The sequence below is a fragment of the Bifidobacterium sp. W8103 genome (assembly GCF_016100775.1).
Lineage (GTDB): Bacteria > Actinomycetota > Actinomycetes > Actinomycetales > Bifidobacteriaceae > Bombiscardovia > Bombiscardovia choladohabitans.
Map to the genome: position 1 here is coordinate 1,387,349 of NZ_JACFRV010000001.1, position 16,729 is coordinate 1,404,077.

A 16,729-nucleotide genomic window follows, 5' to 3' on the forward strand; every position below is an offset into this window, starting at 1 on the left:
CTGAACATGGCATCGCATATTGGTAAGCTCCCCATCGCCGTTCCGGCAGGTGTGGAGGTGGCCTTCAAGGGCCAGGAATTCACCGCCAAGGGCCCCAAGGGCTCGGACGGATACACGCTGCCTGAGGGCATCACCGGCAAGGTCGAGGGCAATGAGATCATCATGACCCCCGCCGACGAGGACCGCACCACCAAGGCCAAGCACGGGCTCAGCCGCTCAATCGTGGCATCGATGGTCGAAGGCGTCTCCAAGGGCTACAGCAAGCACCTGCAGATCGTCGGCACCGGCTACCGCGTGGTCGCCAAGGGCAAGTCCCTGGAGTTCTCGCTGGGCTACTCGCACACCATCACTGTCGACCCCCCGGAGGGCATCACCTTCGAGACGCCGAACGCCAACGAAGTGGTCGTCTCCGGCATCGACAAGCAGGCTGTCGGCCAGGCCGCGGCCAACATCCGCGCCCTGCGTGCGCCCGAACCTTACAAGGGCAAGGGCATCAAGTACGCCGACGAGCACATCCTGCGCAAGGCTGGAAAGGCTGGTAAGTGATATGACGGTCTCGATACTAGGCAAAGGCAAGAAGATCGCCCGTCTGCGCCGCCATGCCCGTCTGCGCAAGCGCGTCTCCGGCACGGCAGAGCGTCCCCGTCTGGTGGTCACACGGACCAACCGCAACATGATCGCCCAGATTGTCGACGACACCAGGGGCGTCACCCTGGTCAGCGAGTCGACCATGGCTTCGGACTACGGCTCCTTCAAGGGCACCAAGACCGAGGCTGCCCGCAAGGTGGGCGAGCAGATTGCGGCCAAGGCCAAGAAGGCCGGCATCACCACCGTGGTCTTCGACCGTGGTGGCAACAAGTACCACGGAAGGGTCGCAGCGGTTGCGGAAGGCGCCCGTGAGGGAGGTTTGGCACTGTGAGCGACAACGAAACGACAAAGGAAACAACCCAGGTGACTGAAGATTCCACAAACGCTCAGTCCAGCCAGGGTGGCAGAAGGGACCGGAACGACCGGAACGATGATCGCCGCGGCGGTCGTCGGGGCGGTTCCCGTGACGGCCGCAGGGATGGCCGTCGTGGTCGTCGTGACCGCGACGAGCGTGACGACATGCTCGACAGGGTCGTGACCATCAACCGAGTCTCCAAGGTCCACAAGGGAGGCCGTACCTTCAGCTTCGCGGCTCTGGTGGTCGTGGGCGATGGCAAGGGCACCGTGGGCGTCGGCTACGGCAAGTCCCGTGAGGTCCCCGCAGCCATCTCCAAGGGCCAGCTGGATGCCAAGAAGCATATGTTCACCGTCCCCCGCATCCGCGGCACCGTCACCCACCCGGTGATCGGCCACGACGCGGCCGGCACGGTTCTCCTGAGGCCTGCAGCCCCCGGCACCGGCGTTATCGCCGGTGGTCCGGTCCGCGCCGTCCTGGAGTGCGCCGGCATCACCGACATCCTGAGCAAGTCCATGGGATCGGCCACCGCCGTCAACATGGTACGGGCCACTGTAGCTGCCCTGAAGCAGCTGGAGGAGCCCGAGGAGATCGCGGCACGCCGTGGTCTGCCTCTGGAGGAGGTCGCCCCCGACTCCCTCCTGCGCGCACGTGCCGCCGGAATCGCCGACGAGCGCAAGGAGCGCGAAGAGGCCAAGGCCAAGGCTGACGAGCAGTCGAAGGCAGGTGAGTGATGACCAAGCAGATCAAGATCACCCTGGTCAAGGGCGTGGCTCATGCCACCGACCGCCAGAAGGAGAACGTCAGGTCTCTGGGCCTTCACAAGATCGGCCAGTCAGTCCTGCGTGAGGACACCCCCGTCTACCGGGGGATGGCCGACAAGGTCCGCCACCTGGTGAACGTAGAGGAGGCAGACTGATTATGGCCAGCGACAAGCAAGAGCCCACCATCCTGCAGATGCATGACCTGCGTCCGGCTCCGGGCGCCAAGCGCGACCGCATCCGTGTGGGTCGTGGCGAGGGGTCCAAGGGCAAGACCTCCGGTCGTGGCACCAAGGGCACCAAGGCCCGCTACCAGGTCCGTCCGGGCTTTGAAGGCGGCCAGCTGCCCCTGTACATGCGGCTGCCCAAGCTGCGCGGATTCAGGAGCCCCTTCAAGAAGGAGTACCAGGTGGTCAACCTGGGTGCTCTGGAAGGGCTCTTCCCCAAGGGTGGCGAGGTCACCGTCGAGGATCTGGTCAACAAGGGAGCGGTCCGCAAGGGCCACCCCGTCAAGGTCCTGGGTGATGGTGACGTCAAGGCTGCTTTCACCCTCAAAGGCGTCAAGGCCTCGGCCTCGGCCAGGAGCAAGATAGAAGCCGCAGGCGGGTCCGTCTCCGAGGACTGATACTCATAGGGGACAGACCGCAAGGCAGATGATTCCGGCCCTCCCCGCTCCAAGCGGGCGGGGGCCGGAACTCGTTTCCGGCCTGGTTGCCGTCGGGTTTGACGGAGCCATCGGCTAAGCTGGTCGGAGCAAGAAGGTGCGATGCACCGGGACCAACGCGCGGGCGCGTAGGGAGGGAACTTAGGTGAGGACGTTAATCCAGGCCTTCAAGACCAAGGAGTTGAGGAAGAAAATCTTCTTCGTCCTTGGCATCATCATCATCTATCGCATCGGGTCGTTCATACCTACCCCAGGCGTGGATTATCCCGCCGTGCAGAAGTGCATCACCACGGCTGGCAATGAGGACTTCATCGGCCTGGTGAACCTGTTCTCCGGCGGAGCTCTGCTGCAGCTGTCCATCTTCGCACTGGGTATCATGCCCTACATCACTGCATCCATCGTGGTACAGCTGCTGCGCGTGGTCATTCCTCGCTTCGAGGCTCTGCACAAGGAGGGTCAGTCAGGCGAGGCCAAGTTGACCGAGTACACCAGGTATCTGACCATTGGTTTGGCGGTGCTGCAGTCCACGACCATTCTGGTTACGGCCAACCAGGGCGCGCTCTTCGGTGGTGCCTGCCAACAGCATGTCATCCCTGACAGCTCCTGGTGGAACATGGGGGTCATGGTTCTGATCATGACCGGCGGCACCGGTCTGATTATGTGGATGGCCGAACTGATCACCGACAAGGGCATCGGTAACGGCATGTCCGTCCTGATCTTCATCTCCATCTGCTCCGGCTTCCTGCCCCAGCTCTGGAACATCGGTTGGGGGACCAACGGCAAGGACGGCGACTGGGTCAAGTTCGGCATTGTCGTGACCGTCCTCCTGGTCATTCTGATTCTGGTCGACTACGTGGAACTGGCTCAGCGCCGTATTCCCGTCCAGTACACCCGTAGGATGATTGGCCGCAAGATGTACGGCGGATCCTCCACCTATCTGCCGCTCAAGATCAACATGTCAGGCGTGATTCCCCCGATCTTCGCTTCCTCGATTTTGGCTATACCCACCCTAATTGCCCAGTTCGGCAATTCCGATCAGAGCTGGGTCAAGTGGATCGATGCCAACATGGCCAACACGACCTCGGTCTGGTACATCGTGCTCTACTCGGTCATGATTGTCTTCTTCTGCTTCTTCTACACGTCCATCACCTTCAACCCTGATGAGACGGCCGACAACATGAAAGAGTATGGCGGCTTTATTCCGGGCATCAGGGCCGGACGGGCCACCAGCCGGTACCTGTCATACGTGATGAATCGGCTGAACACGGTTGGCGCCATCTATCTGCTCTTCGTCGCTCTGATTCCCACGGTGCTGATCATGCTGCTGAAGATCAACTCCAAGCTGCCCTTCGGCGGCACCACCATCCTGATCATCGCCGGTGTGGGCCTGGATACCCTGCGACAGGCCAGGGCCCAGACCGAGCAGTTCCAGTACACCGGTTTCCTGCTGGAGGGTGAGCACAAGGAAGGCTGACCCTTCTGCCGAACACCCGTGAGTGATTTCAGGCTAAACAGTTTGAAGGTCCGGCCCCGGCCCTTGGTGGCAGGGGTCGGCCTTTATGTGTCAGGAAAACTGTTTGCATGGGTTTAGTGGGTGCTGCCTGTATTGGGCCAGGTAGCCGCTAGCATACGTAAATGAGGGTTCTGCGCGGTTAAGACGGCCAAGGCCGTCTGGGGCCGGAGAGCTGAGAGCAAAAGAATATCGAGCAAAGGATAGGGAATGGCACAGAGACTGTTGATCATGGGACCTCAAGGTGTTGGCAAGGGCACGCAGGCGGCCTTGCTCAGCAAGCATTACGGGATTCCGGCCATTTCCACCGGCGATATCTTCCGCTATAACCTCAAGAATGGAACCGAACTGGGCAAGCAGGCCAAGGCCTACACCGACAAGGGTGAGCTGGTTCCAGACGAGCTGACCAACAAGATCGTCAAGGACCGCCTGGGCATGGACGACGCAGCCCAGGGCTGGATTCTGGACGGCTACCCCCGTTCGGCCTCCCAGGTCGAGGCGCTGGACAAGATGCTCCAGGAGCTTGGCACTCCGCTGACGGCTGTGGTGGCCCTGGATGCCGACCATGACGTGCTCATGCAGCGCATCGCCAAGCGGGCAAGGGAAGAGGGGCGGGCGGACGATACCCCCGAGGCCATCGCCAAGCGTCTGGATATCTATGCCAAGGAGACTGCCCCCCTGCTGAACACCTATAAGTCCCGTGGCCTTCTGGTCGCAGTGGATGGCCAGGGTGAGGTCGACCAGATCTCCAAGGAGATTATCGCCCGGTTGGACAAGCGCTGATTCATAGCCTGTCAGGCGAGGGGTCTGTCACTGGCTCAATCAACGATCCCGGTCAATGAGCAGGGCCACGCATGCCTGTTCGGAGCACACAGGCAGGACCCGCTGGCAAGACCAACTGGAGCAAAGAAGCTGCATGACCCCAAGGGGCGTGACAGCTTCTTTTTGTGGAGGGCGGAAATCCGCACCCGTCCGCCCAACCCTGGCGGACAGGATGATAGCCTAGGTGCATTCAGACCCTCTTTCGAGGGTATTGCATGTCGGTGATTGGCCGTAAAAGATAGAGAAATCAGTACAGAAACAGAAGAGGTCCACTTGAAGGGGTCTACTGCATCCGTGGTCAGATCGGAAAAACAGGAACCAGCGCGTCCGAAGCATACCATCCGAACCATCCTGCGCTCCCTGCGCGAATACCGGAAGGCGAGCTTTCTGGCTCCGGCCTTCGTTTTTCTTGAAAGCGTTCTAGAGATTGTGATTCCGACCATCATGGCCTCCCTGATCGACCAAGGGGTCTCGGGAAGGTCCATGCCGGCCATCTTCAAGTTCGGGCTGATATTGTTGGCCTGTTCCGCCGTCTCGCTTTTCTCCGGGTTCATGTCCGGACGGTATGCGGCCATCGCCTCTTCCGGCCTGGCCAAGAATGTCCGCAGCGATCTGTTCGACAAGGTGCAGTCCTTCAGCTTCACCAACATCGACCGCTTCTCCACCGGCTCCATCATCACCAGGCTGACCACTGATGTGACCAACCTGCAGCATGCCTATCAGATGGTCATCAGGGTCGGGGTCAGGGCGCCGATCATGGTCATCGTGGCCTGGCTCTTTTCTTATAGGATCTCCAGGCCCATATCACTGGTCTTCCTGATTGCCATCCCCATCCTGGGCTTCGGGCTGATTGGCTTGTCCCTGCTGGTTCACCCCATCTTCGAGCGCGTCTTCCACACCTACGACCACCTCAACAATGTGGTGGACGAGAACCTCCAGGGCATCAGGGTGGTCAAGTCCTACAACCGGGAGGACTACGAAGAGCGCAAATTCAACGGGATTTCTTTGGCCATCTACCGGGCCTTCTGCAAGGCCGAGCGGATCATGAGCCTGAACCCGGCGCTGTTGAACTTCTGCATCTACGCCTCTTTGCTGGTCATATCCTGGATGGGCGCCTCCCAGATTGTGGCCTCCGGGAACAACGCCGCCCTGGGGCTGACCACGGGCGATCTGACCGCCCTGGTCACCTATGCCATCCAGATCATGATGGCCATGAACATGGTCTCCATGATCGTGGTCATGGTGGTCATCTCCCAGGCTTCCGCCGAGCGTATCTGCCAGGTGCTGAACGAGGTCAGCACCGTGCATGATCCCGCCAATCCGATCATGAAGGTGGCCGATGGATCCATCAGCTTCCAGGATGTGACCTTCCGCTACTCGGACCGGTCCGAACGCCCCGTTCTGAGCCATGTCAATCTGGACGTTCCCTCGGGCTCCACCCTGGGCATCGTGGGCGGGACCGGCTCCTCCAAGTCCAGTCTGGTTCAGCTCATTCCTCGTCTCTATGACGTGACAGAGGGGTCCCTCCAGGTGGGCGGGGTGGATGTGCGTCAGTACGACCTGACCGTCCTGCGCGATCAGGTGGCCATGGTGCTCCAGAAGAATGTCCTCTTCACCGGGACCATCGCCGAGAATCTGCGCTGGGGCAACCCTGAGGCCACGGACGACGAGCTGGTGCGAGCCTGTACCCTGGCTCAGGCCGACGATTTCGTGCGGGAGTTTCCTGACGGGTATCAGACCTACCTGGACGAGGGCGGCACCAACCTCTCCGGCGGCCAGCGACAGCGTCTGTGCATAGCACGGGCCCTTCTGAAGAAGCCTGACATCCTGATTCTGGATGACTCGACCAGCGCCGTGGACACCAAGACCGACCAGCTGATCCGCCGGGCCTTCAGTCAGGAGATTCCCGACACCACCAAGATCATCATCTCCCAGCGTCTAGCCTCTGTAGAGGATGCCGACATGATCGTGGTCCTGGAAGAGGGCAGGATTCTCGACAAGGGCACCCACCAGGAGCTCCTGGGAACATGTCAGGAGTACCGATCCATCTACGAATCACAGACCAGGAACCAGAGCGAGGAGGACAAGGACCATGAGTGACGGATCATTCAAGGACCGCAAGCCCCGCCTGGACAAGGCCGCGCCGGGAACGACCCGTCGCATCCTGAGCTACTTGCTGGCCTACCGCTGGCAGCTGGCGGTAATAGTTGTCTGCATCATCATCAGCGCCGGGGCCCAGGCGGCATCGGCCTTCTTCCTCCAGCCGCTTATCGACAACTACATCCTGCCGCTGGTCGGGGCCGACAACCCTGACTGGGGACCGTTGCTGAGAACCCTGATTCTGATGGGCTGCCTCTATGCGGTGGGGACCTTCTGCTCCTGGTTCTGGAACTGGCTGATCGTCAAGGTGGAACAGGGCACCCTGAAGACGATCCGCGACCAGATGTTCGCCCACCAGCAGGAACTGCCCATCGGCTTCTTCGACACCCATGAGCACGGCGACACCATGAGCCGCTACACCAACGACACGGATACCCTCCGGCAGGCCATCTCCCAGTCCTTCCCGCAGATGGTCTCCTCGGTCCTGTCCGCTCTGGCGGCCCTGATCTCCATGCTTTGGCTCTCCATTCCCTTCACCGTCCTGACCCTGGTCTTCGCGGCGGTCCTGATTGTGGTGGTCCGGGTTCTGGTCACCCGAAGCGGCCGGTACTTTGTTCACCAGCAGCGCTATCTGGGCCAGGTGAACGCCTTCGTCGAAGAGGCCGTCAACGGGCAGAAGGTCGTCAAGGTCTTCAACCATGAGGATGCCACCGCCAAGGTCTTCGCGGAGAGGAACGAGGAGCTCTTCCAGGCCTCGGCCCAGGCCAACACCTACGGCAATGTCACCATGCCGGTCGTGGGCAACATGGGCTACCTGCTCTATGTCATCCTGGCCATCGTCGGTGGGCTGGCCGGCATTGCGGGCATGGGCAATGTAGGACTGACCGGAGCGGGGCCGCTGACCCTGGGAACCATCGTCTCCCTCCTTACCCTTTCCCGCTCCTTCATCAACCCCATCGGCCAGGTCTCCATGCAATTCAACATGGTCATGATGGCCCTGGCCGGCGCCTCCCGGATCTTCGACCTGATGGACCAGCCTGCCGAGTCCGACCAGGGTACGGTCAGATTGGTCAGTGTCGAACTGGCCTCGGACGGACGGACCATGACCCCCGTCGATCACGAAACAGGGCACTGGGCCTGGAAGCGCGAGGCGGATGACGACGGCAGGCGCTCGTTGGAGGCCGCCATGAAGCTTCCCGGCGATGCCCGTGATGTGGCCCTGAAGGCCAAGGATCAGGCCATCACCTCCCCTGACGGGAGATACACCCTCCTCCAGGGGGATGTGCGATTCACCGACGTCAGCTTCGGATACGACCCGAGCAAGCCTGTCCTGCACGATATCACCTGGTTCGCCAAGCCCGGGCAGAAGGTGGCGCTGGTCGGTGCCACAGGTGCCGGCAAGACCACGATCACCAACCTGATCAACCGTTTCTACGACATCCAGCAGGGGCAGATCCTCTATGACGGGATCGATGTGAGGAATATCCGCAAGCCTGACCTCCGCCGCTCCCTGGGCATCGTCCTTCAGGATGTCAACCTCTTCACGGGCACCGTCCTGGACAACATCCGCTATGGGCGACTGGACGCCACGGACGAGGAGTGCATCGAAGCTGCCAGGATGACCAACGCCGACAGCTTCATCCGCATGCTTCCCCAGGGTTATCAGACCGTTCTTGAAGGTGATGGAAGCGGATTGTCCCAGGGTCAGCGCCAGCTGATTTCCATTGCCAGGGCGGCGGTGGCGGATCCTCCGGCCATGATTCTGGACGAAGCCACTTCCTCAATCGACACCCGAACCGAGGAGGTGGTCCAGCAGGGCATGGACGCGCTGATGCGCGGCAGGACGGTCTTCGTCATCGCCCATAGGCTCTCCACGGTTCGCAACTCCGATGTGATCATGGTCCTGGACCACGGGCGAATCATCGAGCGCGGCAATCACGATGAGCTGATAGCCAAACATGGCGAGTACTACCAGCTCTACACCGGAGCCCTGGAACTGGAGTAGGGTTCTCCGGGATTGCCGAAGGTCAAAGGAAGGCGCCGAAAGGTATGACCCGGCGCAAGGCGAATGCCAGCCTAGGGGGTCGGTCCTTGATGGGCCGACCCCCTTTCATGTGTATGTCCCCGTCCATTCTCAGCTGTCGCCCCGAGCTGAACAAGTGCCGGTCAGTCATAGGACTCAGTAGCAATTTTTTAATATTTTCAAACAATTTATGCAGTTCTGAGGGCCGATTCCGACTATAGACTGAGAGCAAATATATACAGTTTTGCTGAGCAGACAAGGGGCTGATGACCATGGGCGTCACAGTGAAAGTCACAGAGCTGACGATTCCAACCTACGGAATCGGAAAACCGGACAAGAATCCGCAATTTATTGAAAATCGAGTCTACCAGGGTTCTTCGGGTCGGGTCTATCCCTACCCGGTCATCGAGACCATCTCGGATGAATGCAAGGATCAGGACTACAAGGCGGTCATTCTGGAGAACGAATACCTGGAGGTGACCGTCCTGCCTGAGCTGGGCGGACGCATCCAGTATGCCCGGGACAAGACCAACGACTATGACTTCGTCTACCGCAACCGGGTCATCAAACCTGCCCTGGTGGGCCTGACCGGCCCTTGGATTTCCGGCGGCATCGAGTTCAACTGGCCGCAGCACCACCGGCCCAGCACCTTCCTCCCGGTGGACTGCACGCTCAAGGACCTACCGGACGGTGGCAAGGCGGTGGTCTGCCATGATACCGACCGCATATACGGCACCCAGGTCACCACGACCATCGCCCTGCATCCCGGGCTCAGCGTCATCGAAATCTCGGCCCGGCTCTACAACGGCACGCCTTTGCCGCAGTCCTTCCTCTGGTGGGCCAACCCGGCCGTGGCGGTCAACGAGCACACCAGGACCGTCATGCCGCCAGATGTCACTGCGGTCATGGACCATGGCAAGCGCGACGTCTCCCGCTATCCCATCGCCACGGGGACCTACTACAAGCACGACTATTCCCAGGGAGTGGATATCAGCCGCTACAAGAACGTGCCGGTGCCCACCTCCTATATGGCTGCCCATTCGGACTATGACTTCGTCGGCGGCTACGATTTCTCCCGGCAGGCGGGCATTCTGCATGTGGCTGACCATCACATCTCCCCGGGCAAGAAGCAGTGGACCTGGGGCTGCGGGGACTTCGGCCACGCCTGGGATCGCAATCTGACCGATGCCGACGGCCCCTACGTGGAGCTGATGACCGGGGTCTTCACCGACAACCAGCCGGACTTCACCTGGCTCAAGCCCTACGAGGGCAAGACCTTCACCCAGTACTTCATGCCCTACAAGCAGGTGGGGCTGGTCAAGAACGCCAGCGTGGATGCGGCCCTGAACCTGGAGGTCGGCCCCGAGCAGACCTTCGGAGCTGCCGGAGAGCATGAGGGGATCGAGGCCCAGGGGCTGAAGGCCGGGCAGGGGCGAGTCACCGTCTACGCCACACGGGTTCAAAAGGATGCGCGTGTCCAGGTCGCTGCAGATGACGGATCCATCCTCTACCAGTGGCAGGGCACCCTAGGCCCCGACAACCAGGTCAGGGCCGAATTCGAGACAGGTGATCGTCCGGCCACTGCGCTGACAGCCCGGGTGGAGGACGCTCAAGGACGGCTCCTGGTCAGCTATCGTCCACAGCCGCCCGCCGGCGGAAGGATTCCCGAGCCGGCACAGGCCGCCGATCGGCCGGAACGTATCGCCACCAACGAGGAACTGCTGCTGACCGGTCTGCACCTGGAACAGTACCGCCACGCCACCTACCGGCCTGATCCCTACTACCTGGAGGGGCTCAAGCGTGACCCGGGCGATGCCCGCATCAACAACGCCTACGGCCGACTCCTGCTTCGACGCGGCGACTTCGCCGGAGCCGAGCGGCACTTCCGCACGGCCATCAAGCGGTTGACCTGGCGTAACAGCCAACCCTATGATTCCGAGGCCCATTACAATCTGGGCCTCGCCTTGAGCTATCAGGGACGAATGGACCAGGCCTACGACGCCTTCTACAAGGCCACCTGGGATGATGCGCAAAAGGAACGGGCCTTCTTCTGCCTGGCCTGCATTACGGCATGTCGCGGCCAGCTGGAGCAGGCTCTGGACTTCGTCCAGCGTGCCCTGACCCGCAACACCGACAACATCAGGGCTCGTGGGCTCAAGGCCTATCTGCTGCGTCGGCTGGGCAGGCAGGATCAGGCGGACCAAGTGGTCCGCGAGAACCTGGCCCTGAATCGTTTCGACTTCGTATCCGGCTACGAGCGGGTCCTGGCAGGCGGTGATCCGGACGAGCTGTCCGGACTGATGCGCGGGGATTACCTCAACCTGCTGCGGACGGCACGAGACTATGCCGCATTCGGCGCCTATGAGGAGGCGCTGCAGCTGCTGGGCCAGGCCGATCAGCAGCAGCCCATGGTCCGGTATTATCAAGGCTGGTATCTGCACCTGCTGGGTCGGAAGGATCGGGCCCTTCAGGCCTTCCAAGCCGCTGAGGCCGCGCCTTCGGACTACTGCTTCCCCAATTCCCTGGATGATATCGCCCCCCTGCGCACGGCCATGACCCTGGTCGACGGTCCCAAGGCAGCCTATTATCTGGGCTGCCTCTACTACGACAAGTCTCTGACGGACCGGGCCATCAAGCTCTGGGAGCACTCCCGGCAACTGGATCCCGACTTCGCCACCGTCCACCGCAACCTGGCCATCGCCTATGGCAACAAGAGACACGATTGGCAGGCCGCCAATCAGGAAATCGAGACCGCCTGTCGGTTGGATCCCGAAGACGCCCGGGTCTTTCTGGAGCGGGATCAGCTCCACAGGCTGATGGGCTGGAGCTTTGCCCGGCGACTGAAAGAATTCGAGCAGCATCCGGAGGTTGTGGCCCGCAGGGACGATCTGTACATCGAATACCTGAGTCTGCTCAATCAGACTGGCGGCTACGAACGGGCCTATCGGCTGATGAGCGGCCGGCACTTCCATCCCTGGGAGGGCGGCGAGGGCAAGATCACCGCCCAATACAGAATCTCCCTGAAACTGATGGCCAAGGACGCCATGGCGGCCAAGGACTGGGACCGCGCTGCTGATCTGCTGGAGCGAGCCATGAAGTATCCGGAGAACTTGGGCGAAGGCAAACTGGAAGGCCAGAAGGACAACGATCTTCACTACTACCTGGGGCTGGTCAGACGAGCCGCAGGTAACGAGGAAGCTGCGGATCAGGAGTTTCGTCTGGCCTGCCTGGGTTCCGGGCAGGTGGGGGAGTCGCTCTACTACAACGACCAACCCGCTGAGATGGTCCTCTTCCAGGGGCTGGCCCATCAGGCCCTGGGCGAGCAGGGTCCGGCCAACGCCTGCTACTACCGGCTGCTGGACTTCGGCGAGCAGCACTTGGACGACCACGTGGAAAAGGACTACTTCGCGGTCTCCCTGCCCGACTTCCTGACCTTCGATGCGGACTATACACGCATGAACCGGGTCCACTGCCTCTACCTGATGGCCCTGGCGGGCATCGGCACAGGGCAGATCGATCAGGCTCGGGAGTGCCTGAAGCAGGTGCTGGAACTGGATGCCGGCCATATTCAGGCCGGGTTGTTCACTGATGAATTGGACCACAGGGCAATTCTTACCGGGAGGAAAGCATGACCAAGGTGGCATTGACCGGAGCCTGGCGGGTTGAGTCCCCGTCTGAGCTGCAGGGGACCGTCCTCTTGCCAGGCACGTTGGACACCAACGGACTCGGACATGATGATCAGGAGCTGTCAGCCAACTATGGCAGTGACAAGCCCGGCCCCATCGGTTCTCGGCTGACCAGGCGGCATACCTTTGAAGGGACGGTCAGGCTGTCCCGGCAGATCCGATGGACCCCACAGCCGGGGCGGAGGGTCTTCTTCGAGGTTGAGCGCGCTCGCCGCCTGGAGGTCAGGGTCGGCGAACATCCGGCTGAGCCCTATCGCCCCCAGACCCTGAACACGCCGCATGTCTTCGAGCTGACTGGGCTGCTGACGGGCGATGACCTGCTGCAGGTGGATTCCGACAACGCCTACCAGGGCATGCCCCACGACGCCATCCTGGATTCCTCGACCGCCACTGACCACACCCAGACCAACTGGAACGGGCTTCTGGGGAACATCGACCTGCGTGTGGAGGAGGATACCTTCCTGGACAGGGTTCGTGCCTACCCCCATGGCGATGCGCTGACCGTAGAGGCCGATGTGGATTCGGGACAAGGATTTCATGGTCGCCTGAGGCTCTCTTCCGATGCGCTGGCCCAGCCTCTGGAGGTCGCTGCAGACCTGGAACCGGGGCGGCGAACACTGACCTGGTCCGATCTGCAGCTTGATGCCCGGGCGGATCGCTGGGACGAATACCAGGGCTGTCTGCACGGCATGACAGTTGAACTCCTGACGCCGGACGGAGCCAGGGTGCTCTCGCGGGTCAGCACGGACTTCGGCATCCGTGACTTCGCTGCCGATGAGCAGGGGAGACTGGCGCTGAACGGGAGGGCCTTCTTCCTCCGTGGCGAGGCCAATTGTGCTGAGTTCCCGCAGACCGGCTTCCCGCCCATGGACGTGGGCTCCTGGATCCATATTCTGGAGGCCTACCGGTCATACGGAGTGAATGTGGTCCGCTTCCATTCACACTGCCCTCCTGAAGCAGCCTTCATCGCGGCGGACCGAGTGGGGATGATGATGCAGCCCGAGCTCTCCCATTGGGACCACCAACATGCCTTCCAGGAGGATGTCAGTTACCGCTACTATCGCACCGAACTGGAGCAGACACTGCTCTTCCTGGCCAACCACCCCTCCTTTGTCATGCTCACCCTGGGCAACGAGCTGTCTGCGGATGCGACCGGTCACCAGCGCATGGCTCAGCTGATTGAGGATGCGCGAGGCATTGACGATACCCGGCTCTATGCCAATTCCTCCAACCCGCACTATGGTCAGCTTGGCAGCGACGACTGCAACGAGGTCTACACTTCTGAGTCTTATAAGGGCCACGACCTGCGCTGCTGCTTCGCCAACATGCGTGGGTCCACAAACGCGGTTCATCCGGGCACTGCCCACAATTTCGAGGACTCCATGCAGGAAGTCCGCAAAGAGTGCGAGGTGCCGGTCTATGGATTCGAGGTAGGGCAGTATGAGGTGCTGCCTGACTTCCGGGAGATCGAGGAGTTCACCGGGGTCACCCGTCCCGACAACTATGCAATGATTCGTGACAGGGTCCTTGAATCCGGCCTGGACCGGCACACCTGGCTGGATTGGGTGGCCGCTACAGGCGAACTGTCGCGGATCTGCTACCGGGAGGAGGTGGAGTCCGTCCTGCGAACGCCCTCCATGTCTGGGCTTTCGCTGCTGGGTCTTCAGGACTTCCCCGGACAGGGCACGGCTCTGGTGGGCATGATGGACGCCCATCTGCACCCCAAGCGCTTTCCCTTCGCCCGCCCTGAACGCTTCCGGTCCTTCTTCACCGACCAGTTGCCGCTGGCAGTCATGGACCGCTACGCCTATACCAGCCGGGAGAAGCTCTCAGGGACGGTCAAGGTGGCCAACTACGGCCGACGTACGCTGCAGGGTGATCTGCGGCTGCGGTTGCAGGGCCGGGGGGTTGATCAGGAGCGTGTCTTCCGTCAGGTCACATGTCCGGTGGGCAAGCTGACTGAACTGGGGGCCTTCGAATTGCCTCTGGACGGAGTTGAAGGCAACCAACGCTGCCGTCTGAGTCTGGAGATCGACGGCGTGGCCAACGTCTATCCGGTCTGGGTCTACCAGGGCAGCCAGTCTGACCGTCCAGACGGTCTGTACGAGGCCAGGAGGTTCGACCGTCAGGCGCGTCGGATTCTGGATCAGGGGGGCACGGTCTATCTGAGTCCCGACTCCACGGCCCAATCCCTGCCCAGATCCGTTCAGGCTCACTTCTCCACGGACTTCTGGTCGGTGGGAACGTTCAAGGAACAGAGCGGCACCATGGGGCAGTTCATTCAGTCCGACCACCCTGTTTTCGCAGATTTTCCGACCGACCCGCACACCGACTGGCAGTGGTGGCCCATGGCCACCCAGCGGGCCATCATCCTGCCCGAGCGCTACCAGTCCATCATCACCGAGATGGACAGCTACGCCTACCTGCGACCCATGACGCAGCTGCTGGAATGCCGTTGCGGCAAAGGCCGGCTTCTGCTCTCCTCCATGGGCCTGCAGAATCTGACCGAATATCCGGAGGCTCGGGCCCTTCAGTCCAGCATCTATCGGTATCTGGGCTCCGAGGACTTCAACCCGCGCCAGCGGATCGATCCCGAGGTCATCGACCAGCTGGTCGCCTGAGTCCCGCTGTCCGCCAAAGTGCAATAAGGGGTCCGACCCGCAATTTCTGCAGGTCGGACCCCTTCTGTCCGGATGGGCTGAGTCCTATCTCAGAGGATGCCTTGGGCCACCATGGCATCGGCCACCTTGGTGAAGCCGGCCACATTGGCGCCCAGCATCAGGTCGCCCTCATGCCCGTATTCCTTTGAGGCCTGGTAGGACTTCTGGAAGATTCCGGTCATAATGTCCTTGAGCCGCTGGTCCACCTCGTCGAAGGTCCACTGCAGGCGCAGCGAGTTCTGGCTCATCTCCAGACCGGAGACTGCCACGCCGCCGGCATTGGCCGCCTTGGCGGGCCCGTAGAGCACCTTGTTATCCTGGTAGACCTGGATGGCCTCGGGGGTGGAGGGCATGTTGGCACCCTCGCAGACCACGGTGCATCCGTTGGCGACCAGGGCCTTTGCGGATTCCTCGTCGATTTCGTTCTGTGTGGCGCAGGGCAGGGCGATGTCGCAGGGTACGGTCCAGACACCCTTGCAGCCCTCGTGGTACTCAGCGGAGTCCACGCGGTCCGCATACTCGCGAATTCGGCCGCGGTGACCCAGCTTGATGTCCTTGACGACGTCGAGGTCAATCCCCTTGGGATCGTAGACGTATCCGTTGGAGTCGGATGCCGTCACCACCTTGGCGCCCAACTGCTGGGCCTTTTCGGTGGCGAAGATGGCCACGTTGCCCGAACCGGAGATGACGACGGTCTTGCCCTGGAAGGAATCCTTGCGCAGCGTCTGCAGGGCTTCCTGGGTGTAGTAGCACAGGCCGTATCCCGTGGCCTCGGTCCTGGCCAGGGAGCCGCCGAAGGTCAGGTCCTTGCCGGTCAGCACGCCCGAGTATTCGTCGCGTATTCTCTTGTACTGGCCGAACAGGTAGCCGATCTCGCGCGATCCCACGTTGATGTCGCCGGCGGGCACGTCGGTGAACTGTCCGATGTGGCGCTGCAGCTCAGTCATGAAGGCCTGGCAGAAGCGCATGACCTCGGCATCCGAGCGGCCCTTGGGGTCGAAGTCGGATCCTCCCTTGGCGCCGCCCATGGGCAGCCCCGTCAGCGAATTCTTCAGAATCTGCTCGAAGCCCAGGAACTTGATGACCGACTCGGTCACGGTCGGGTGGAAGCGCAGGCCGCCCTTGTATGGGCCGATGGCCGAATTGAATTGGATCCGGTAGCCGCGGTTGACCTGGACATGGCCCTGGTCATCGGTCCAGGCCACACGGAACTTGACTGCACGCTCGGGCTCGACCAGGCGCTCCAGCACGCCGTTGGCCTCATACTCGGGATGCCGCTCCACCACGGGCTCCAGGCTGGAGAAAACTTCACGCACAGCCTGCAGGAATTCCGGCTGGTCGCCGTCGCGCTTCTCAACCTGCTGGTATACGCGCTTGATGTATTCGTTGGTGAGCATCTGAGCTCCTTTGATTAGGAATGGCCGGTCCGTCCGGTCCACAAACGATTGGGGCCGCCCTCAAGAGCCTACGGGGGCTGGCGGAATCTTATTCTATGGTAAATGCCTCAAAGTTACGTCACAAGAATTTTGGCCCGTAATGTCTGACATGTGGTCGTTCAAG

At 61.5% G+C, this 16,729-nt stretch carries 12 protein-coding genes; 11 read left to right on the top strand and 1 reads right to left on the bottom strand.

Annotation, left to right across the window (positions count from 1 at the left end; all coding sequences use genetic code 11):
- Positions 1–6: 6 nt before the first annotated feature.
- From rplF to H3U90_RS05340, 11 genes are all read left to right on the top strand, one after another.
- Positions 7–546 carry a 50S ribosomal protein L6 gene (gene rplF, locus H3U90_RS05290; RefSeq protein ID WP_015022344.1) on the top strand — a complete coding sequence of 180 codons (540 nt, stop codon included), beginning with the start codon at positions 7–9 and terminating at the stop codon, positions 544–546.
- A gap of 1 nt (position 547) precedes the next feature.
- Positions 548–919, top strand: a complete 372-nt coding sequence (gene rplR, locus H3U90_RS05295; RefSeq protein WP_029678064.1) for a 50S ribosomal protein L18 — start codon at positions 548–550, stop codon at positions 917–919.
- Positions 916–1,677 carry a 30S ribosomal protein S5 gene (rpsE, locus tag H3U90_RS05300; RefSeq protein WP_024626785.1) on the top strand — a complete coding sequence of 254 codons (762 nt, stop codon included), beginning with the start codon at positions 916–918 and terminating at the stop codon, positions 1,675–1,677. The genes rplR and rpsE overlap by 4 nt, the downstream gene beginning before the upstream one ends.
- Positions 1,677–1,862, top strand: coding sequence for a 50S ribosomal protein L30 (gene rpmD, locus H3U90_RS05305; protein WP_015022341.1), 186 nt, complete (start codon positions 1,677–1,679; stop codon positions 1,860–1,862). Before rpsE ends, rpmD begins: the two co-directional genes overlap by 1 nt.
- A 2-nt stretch (positions 1,863–1,864) precedes the next feature.
- Positions 1,865–2,329: a 50S ribosomal protein L15 gene (gene rplO, locus H3U90_RS05310; protein WP_045935711.1), complete on the top strand. Its 465-nt coding sequence runs from the start codon at positions 1,865–1,867 to the stop codon at positions 2,327–2,329.
- 184 nt (positions 2,330–2,513) lie between these two features.
- Positions 2,514–3,842 carry a preprotein translocase subunit SecY gene (gene secY, locus H3U90_RS05315; protein WP_198177319.1) on the top strand — a complete coding sequence of 443 codons (1,329 nt, stop codon included), beginning with the start codon at positions 2,514–2,516 and terminating at the stop codon, positions 3,840–3,842.
- A 246-nt stretch (positions 3,843–4,088) separates the two neighbouring features.
- On the top strand, positions 4,089–4,661 hold the full coding sequence (locus H3U90_RS05320; RefSeq protein ID WP_198177320.1) for an adenylate kinase: 573 nt from the start codon (positions 4,089–4,091) through the stop codon (positions 4,659–4,661).
- Between the two features lie 333 nt (positions 4,662–4,994).
- Positions 4,995–6,800, top strand: coding sequence for an ABC transporter ATP-binding protein (locus H3U90_RS05325; RefSeq protein WP_415873742.1), 1,806 nt, complete (start codon positions 4,995–4,997; stop codon positions 6,798–6,800).
- A complete protein-coding gene (locus H3U90_RS05330) occupies positions 6,793–8,805 on the top strand; it encodes an ABC transporter ATP-binding protein (protein WP_198177322.1) in 2,013 nt (670 codons plus the stop codon). Before H3U90_RS05325 ends, H3U90_RS05330 begins: the two co-directional genes overlap by 8 nt.
- Before the next feature lie 284 nt (positions 8,806–9,089).
- Positions 9,090–12,455: a DUF5107 domain-containing protein gene (locus tag H3U90_RS05335; RefSeq protein ID WP_198177323.1), complete on the top strand. Its 3,366-nt coding sequence runs from the start codon at positions 9,090–9,092 to the stop codon at positions 12,453–12,455.
- Positions 12,452–15,130 carry a glycoside hydrolase family 2 TIM barrel-domain containing protein gene (locus tag H3U90_RS05340; RefSeq protein WP_198177324.1) on the top strand — a complete coding sequence of 893 codons (2,679 nt, stop codon included), beginning with the start codon at positions 12,452–12,454 and terminating at the stop codon, positions 15,128–15,130. Before H3U90_RS05335 ends, H3U90_RS05340 begins: the two co-directional genes overlap by 4 nt.
- Before the next feature lie 89 nt (positions 15,131–15,219).
- On the opposite strand, the gene gdhA is transcribed toward H3U90_RS05340, so the two are convergent.
- Positions 15,220–16,566, bottom strand: a complete 1,347-nt coding sequence (gdhA, locus tag H3U90_RS05345; RefSeq protein ID WP_198177325.1) for an NADP-specific glutamate dehydrogenase — start codon at positions 16,564–16,566, stop codon at positions 15,220–15,222.
- Between the last annotated feature and the right edge of the window lie 163 nt (positions 16,567–16,729).

What these genes read in the sequence shown, in the direction of transcription:
- rplF (WP_015022344.1), top strand. Translation starts at nt 7, where the DNA reads ATGGCATCGCATATTGGTAAGCTCCCCATCGCCGTTCCGGCAGGTGTG.
- rplR (WP_029678064.1), top strand. Translation starts at nt 548, where the DNA reads ATGACGGTCTCGATACTAGGCAAAGGCAAGAAGATCGCCCGTCTGCGC.
- rpmD (WP_015022341.1), top strand. Translation starts at nt 1,677, where the DNA reads ATGACCAAGCAGATCAAGATCACCCTGGTCAAGGGCGTGGCTCATGCC.
- rplO (WP_045935711.1), top strand. Translation starts at nt 1,865, where the DNA reads ATGGCCAGCGACAAGCAAGAGCCCACCATCCTGCAGATGCATGACCTG.
- H3U90_RS05320 (WP_198177320.1), top strand. Translation starts at nt 4,089, where the DNA reads ATGGCACAGAGACTGTTGATCATGGGACCTCAAGGTGTTGGCAAGGGC.
- H3U90_RS05330 (WP_198177322.1), top strand. Translation starts at nt 6,793, where the DNA reads ATGAGTGACGGATCATTCAAGGACCGCAAGCCCCGCCTGGACAAGGCC.
- H3U90_RS05335 (WP_198177323.1), top strand. Translation starts at nt 9,090, where the DNA reads ATGACCATGGGCGTCACAGTGAAAGTCACAGAGCTGACGATTCCAACC.
- H3U90_RS05340 (WP_198177324.1), top strand. Translation starts at nt 12,452, where the DNA reads ATGACCAAGGTGGCATTGACCGGAGCCTGGCGGGTTGAGTCCCCGTCT.
- gdhA (WP_198177325.1), bottom strand. Translation starts at nt 16,566, where the DNA reads ATGCTCACCAACGAATACATCAAGCGCGTATACCAGCAGGTTGAGAAG.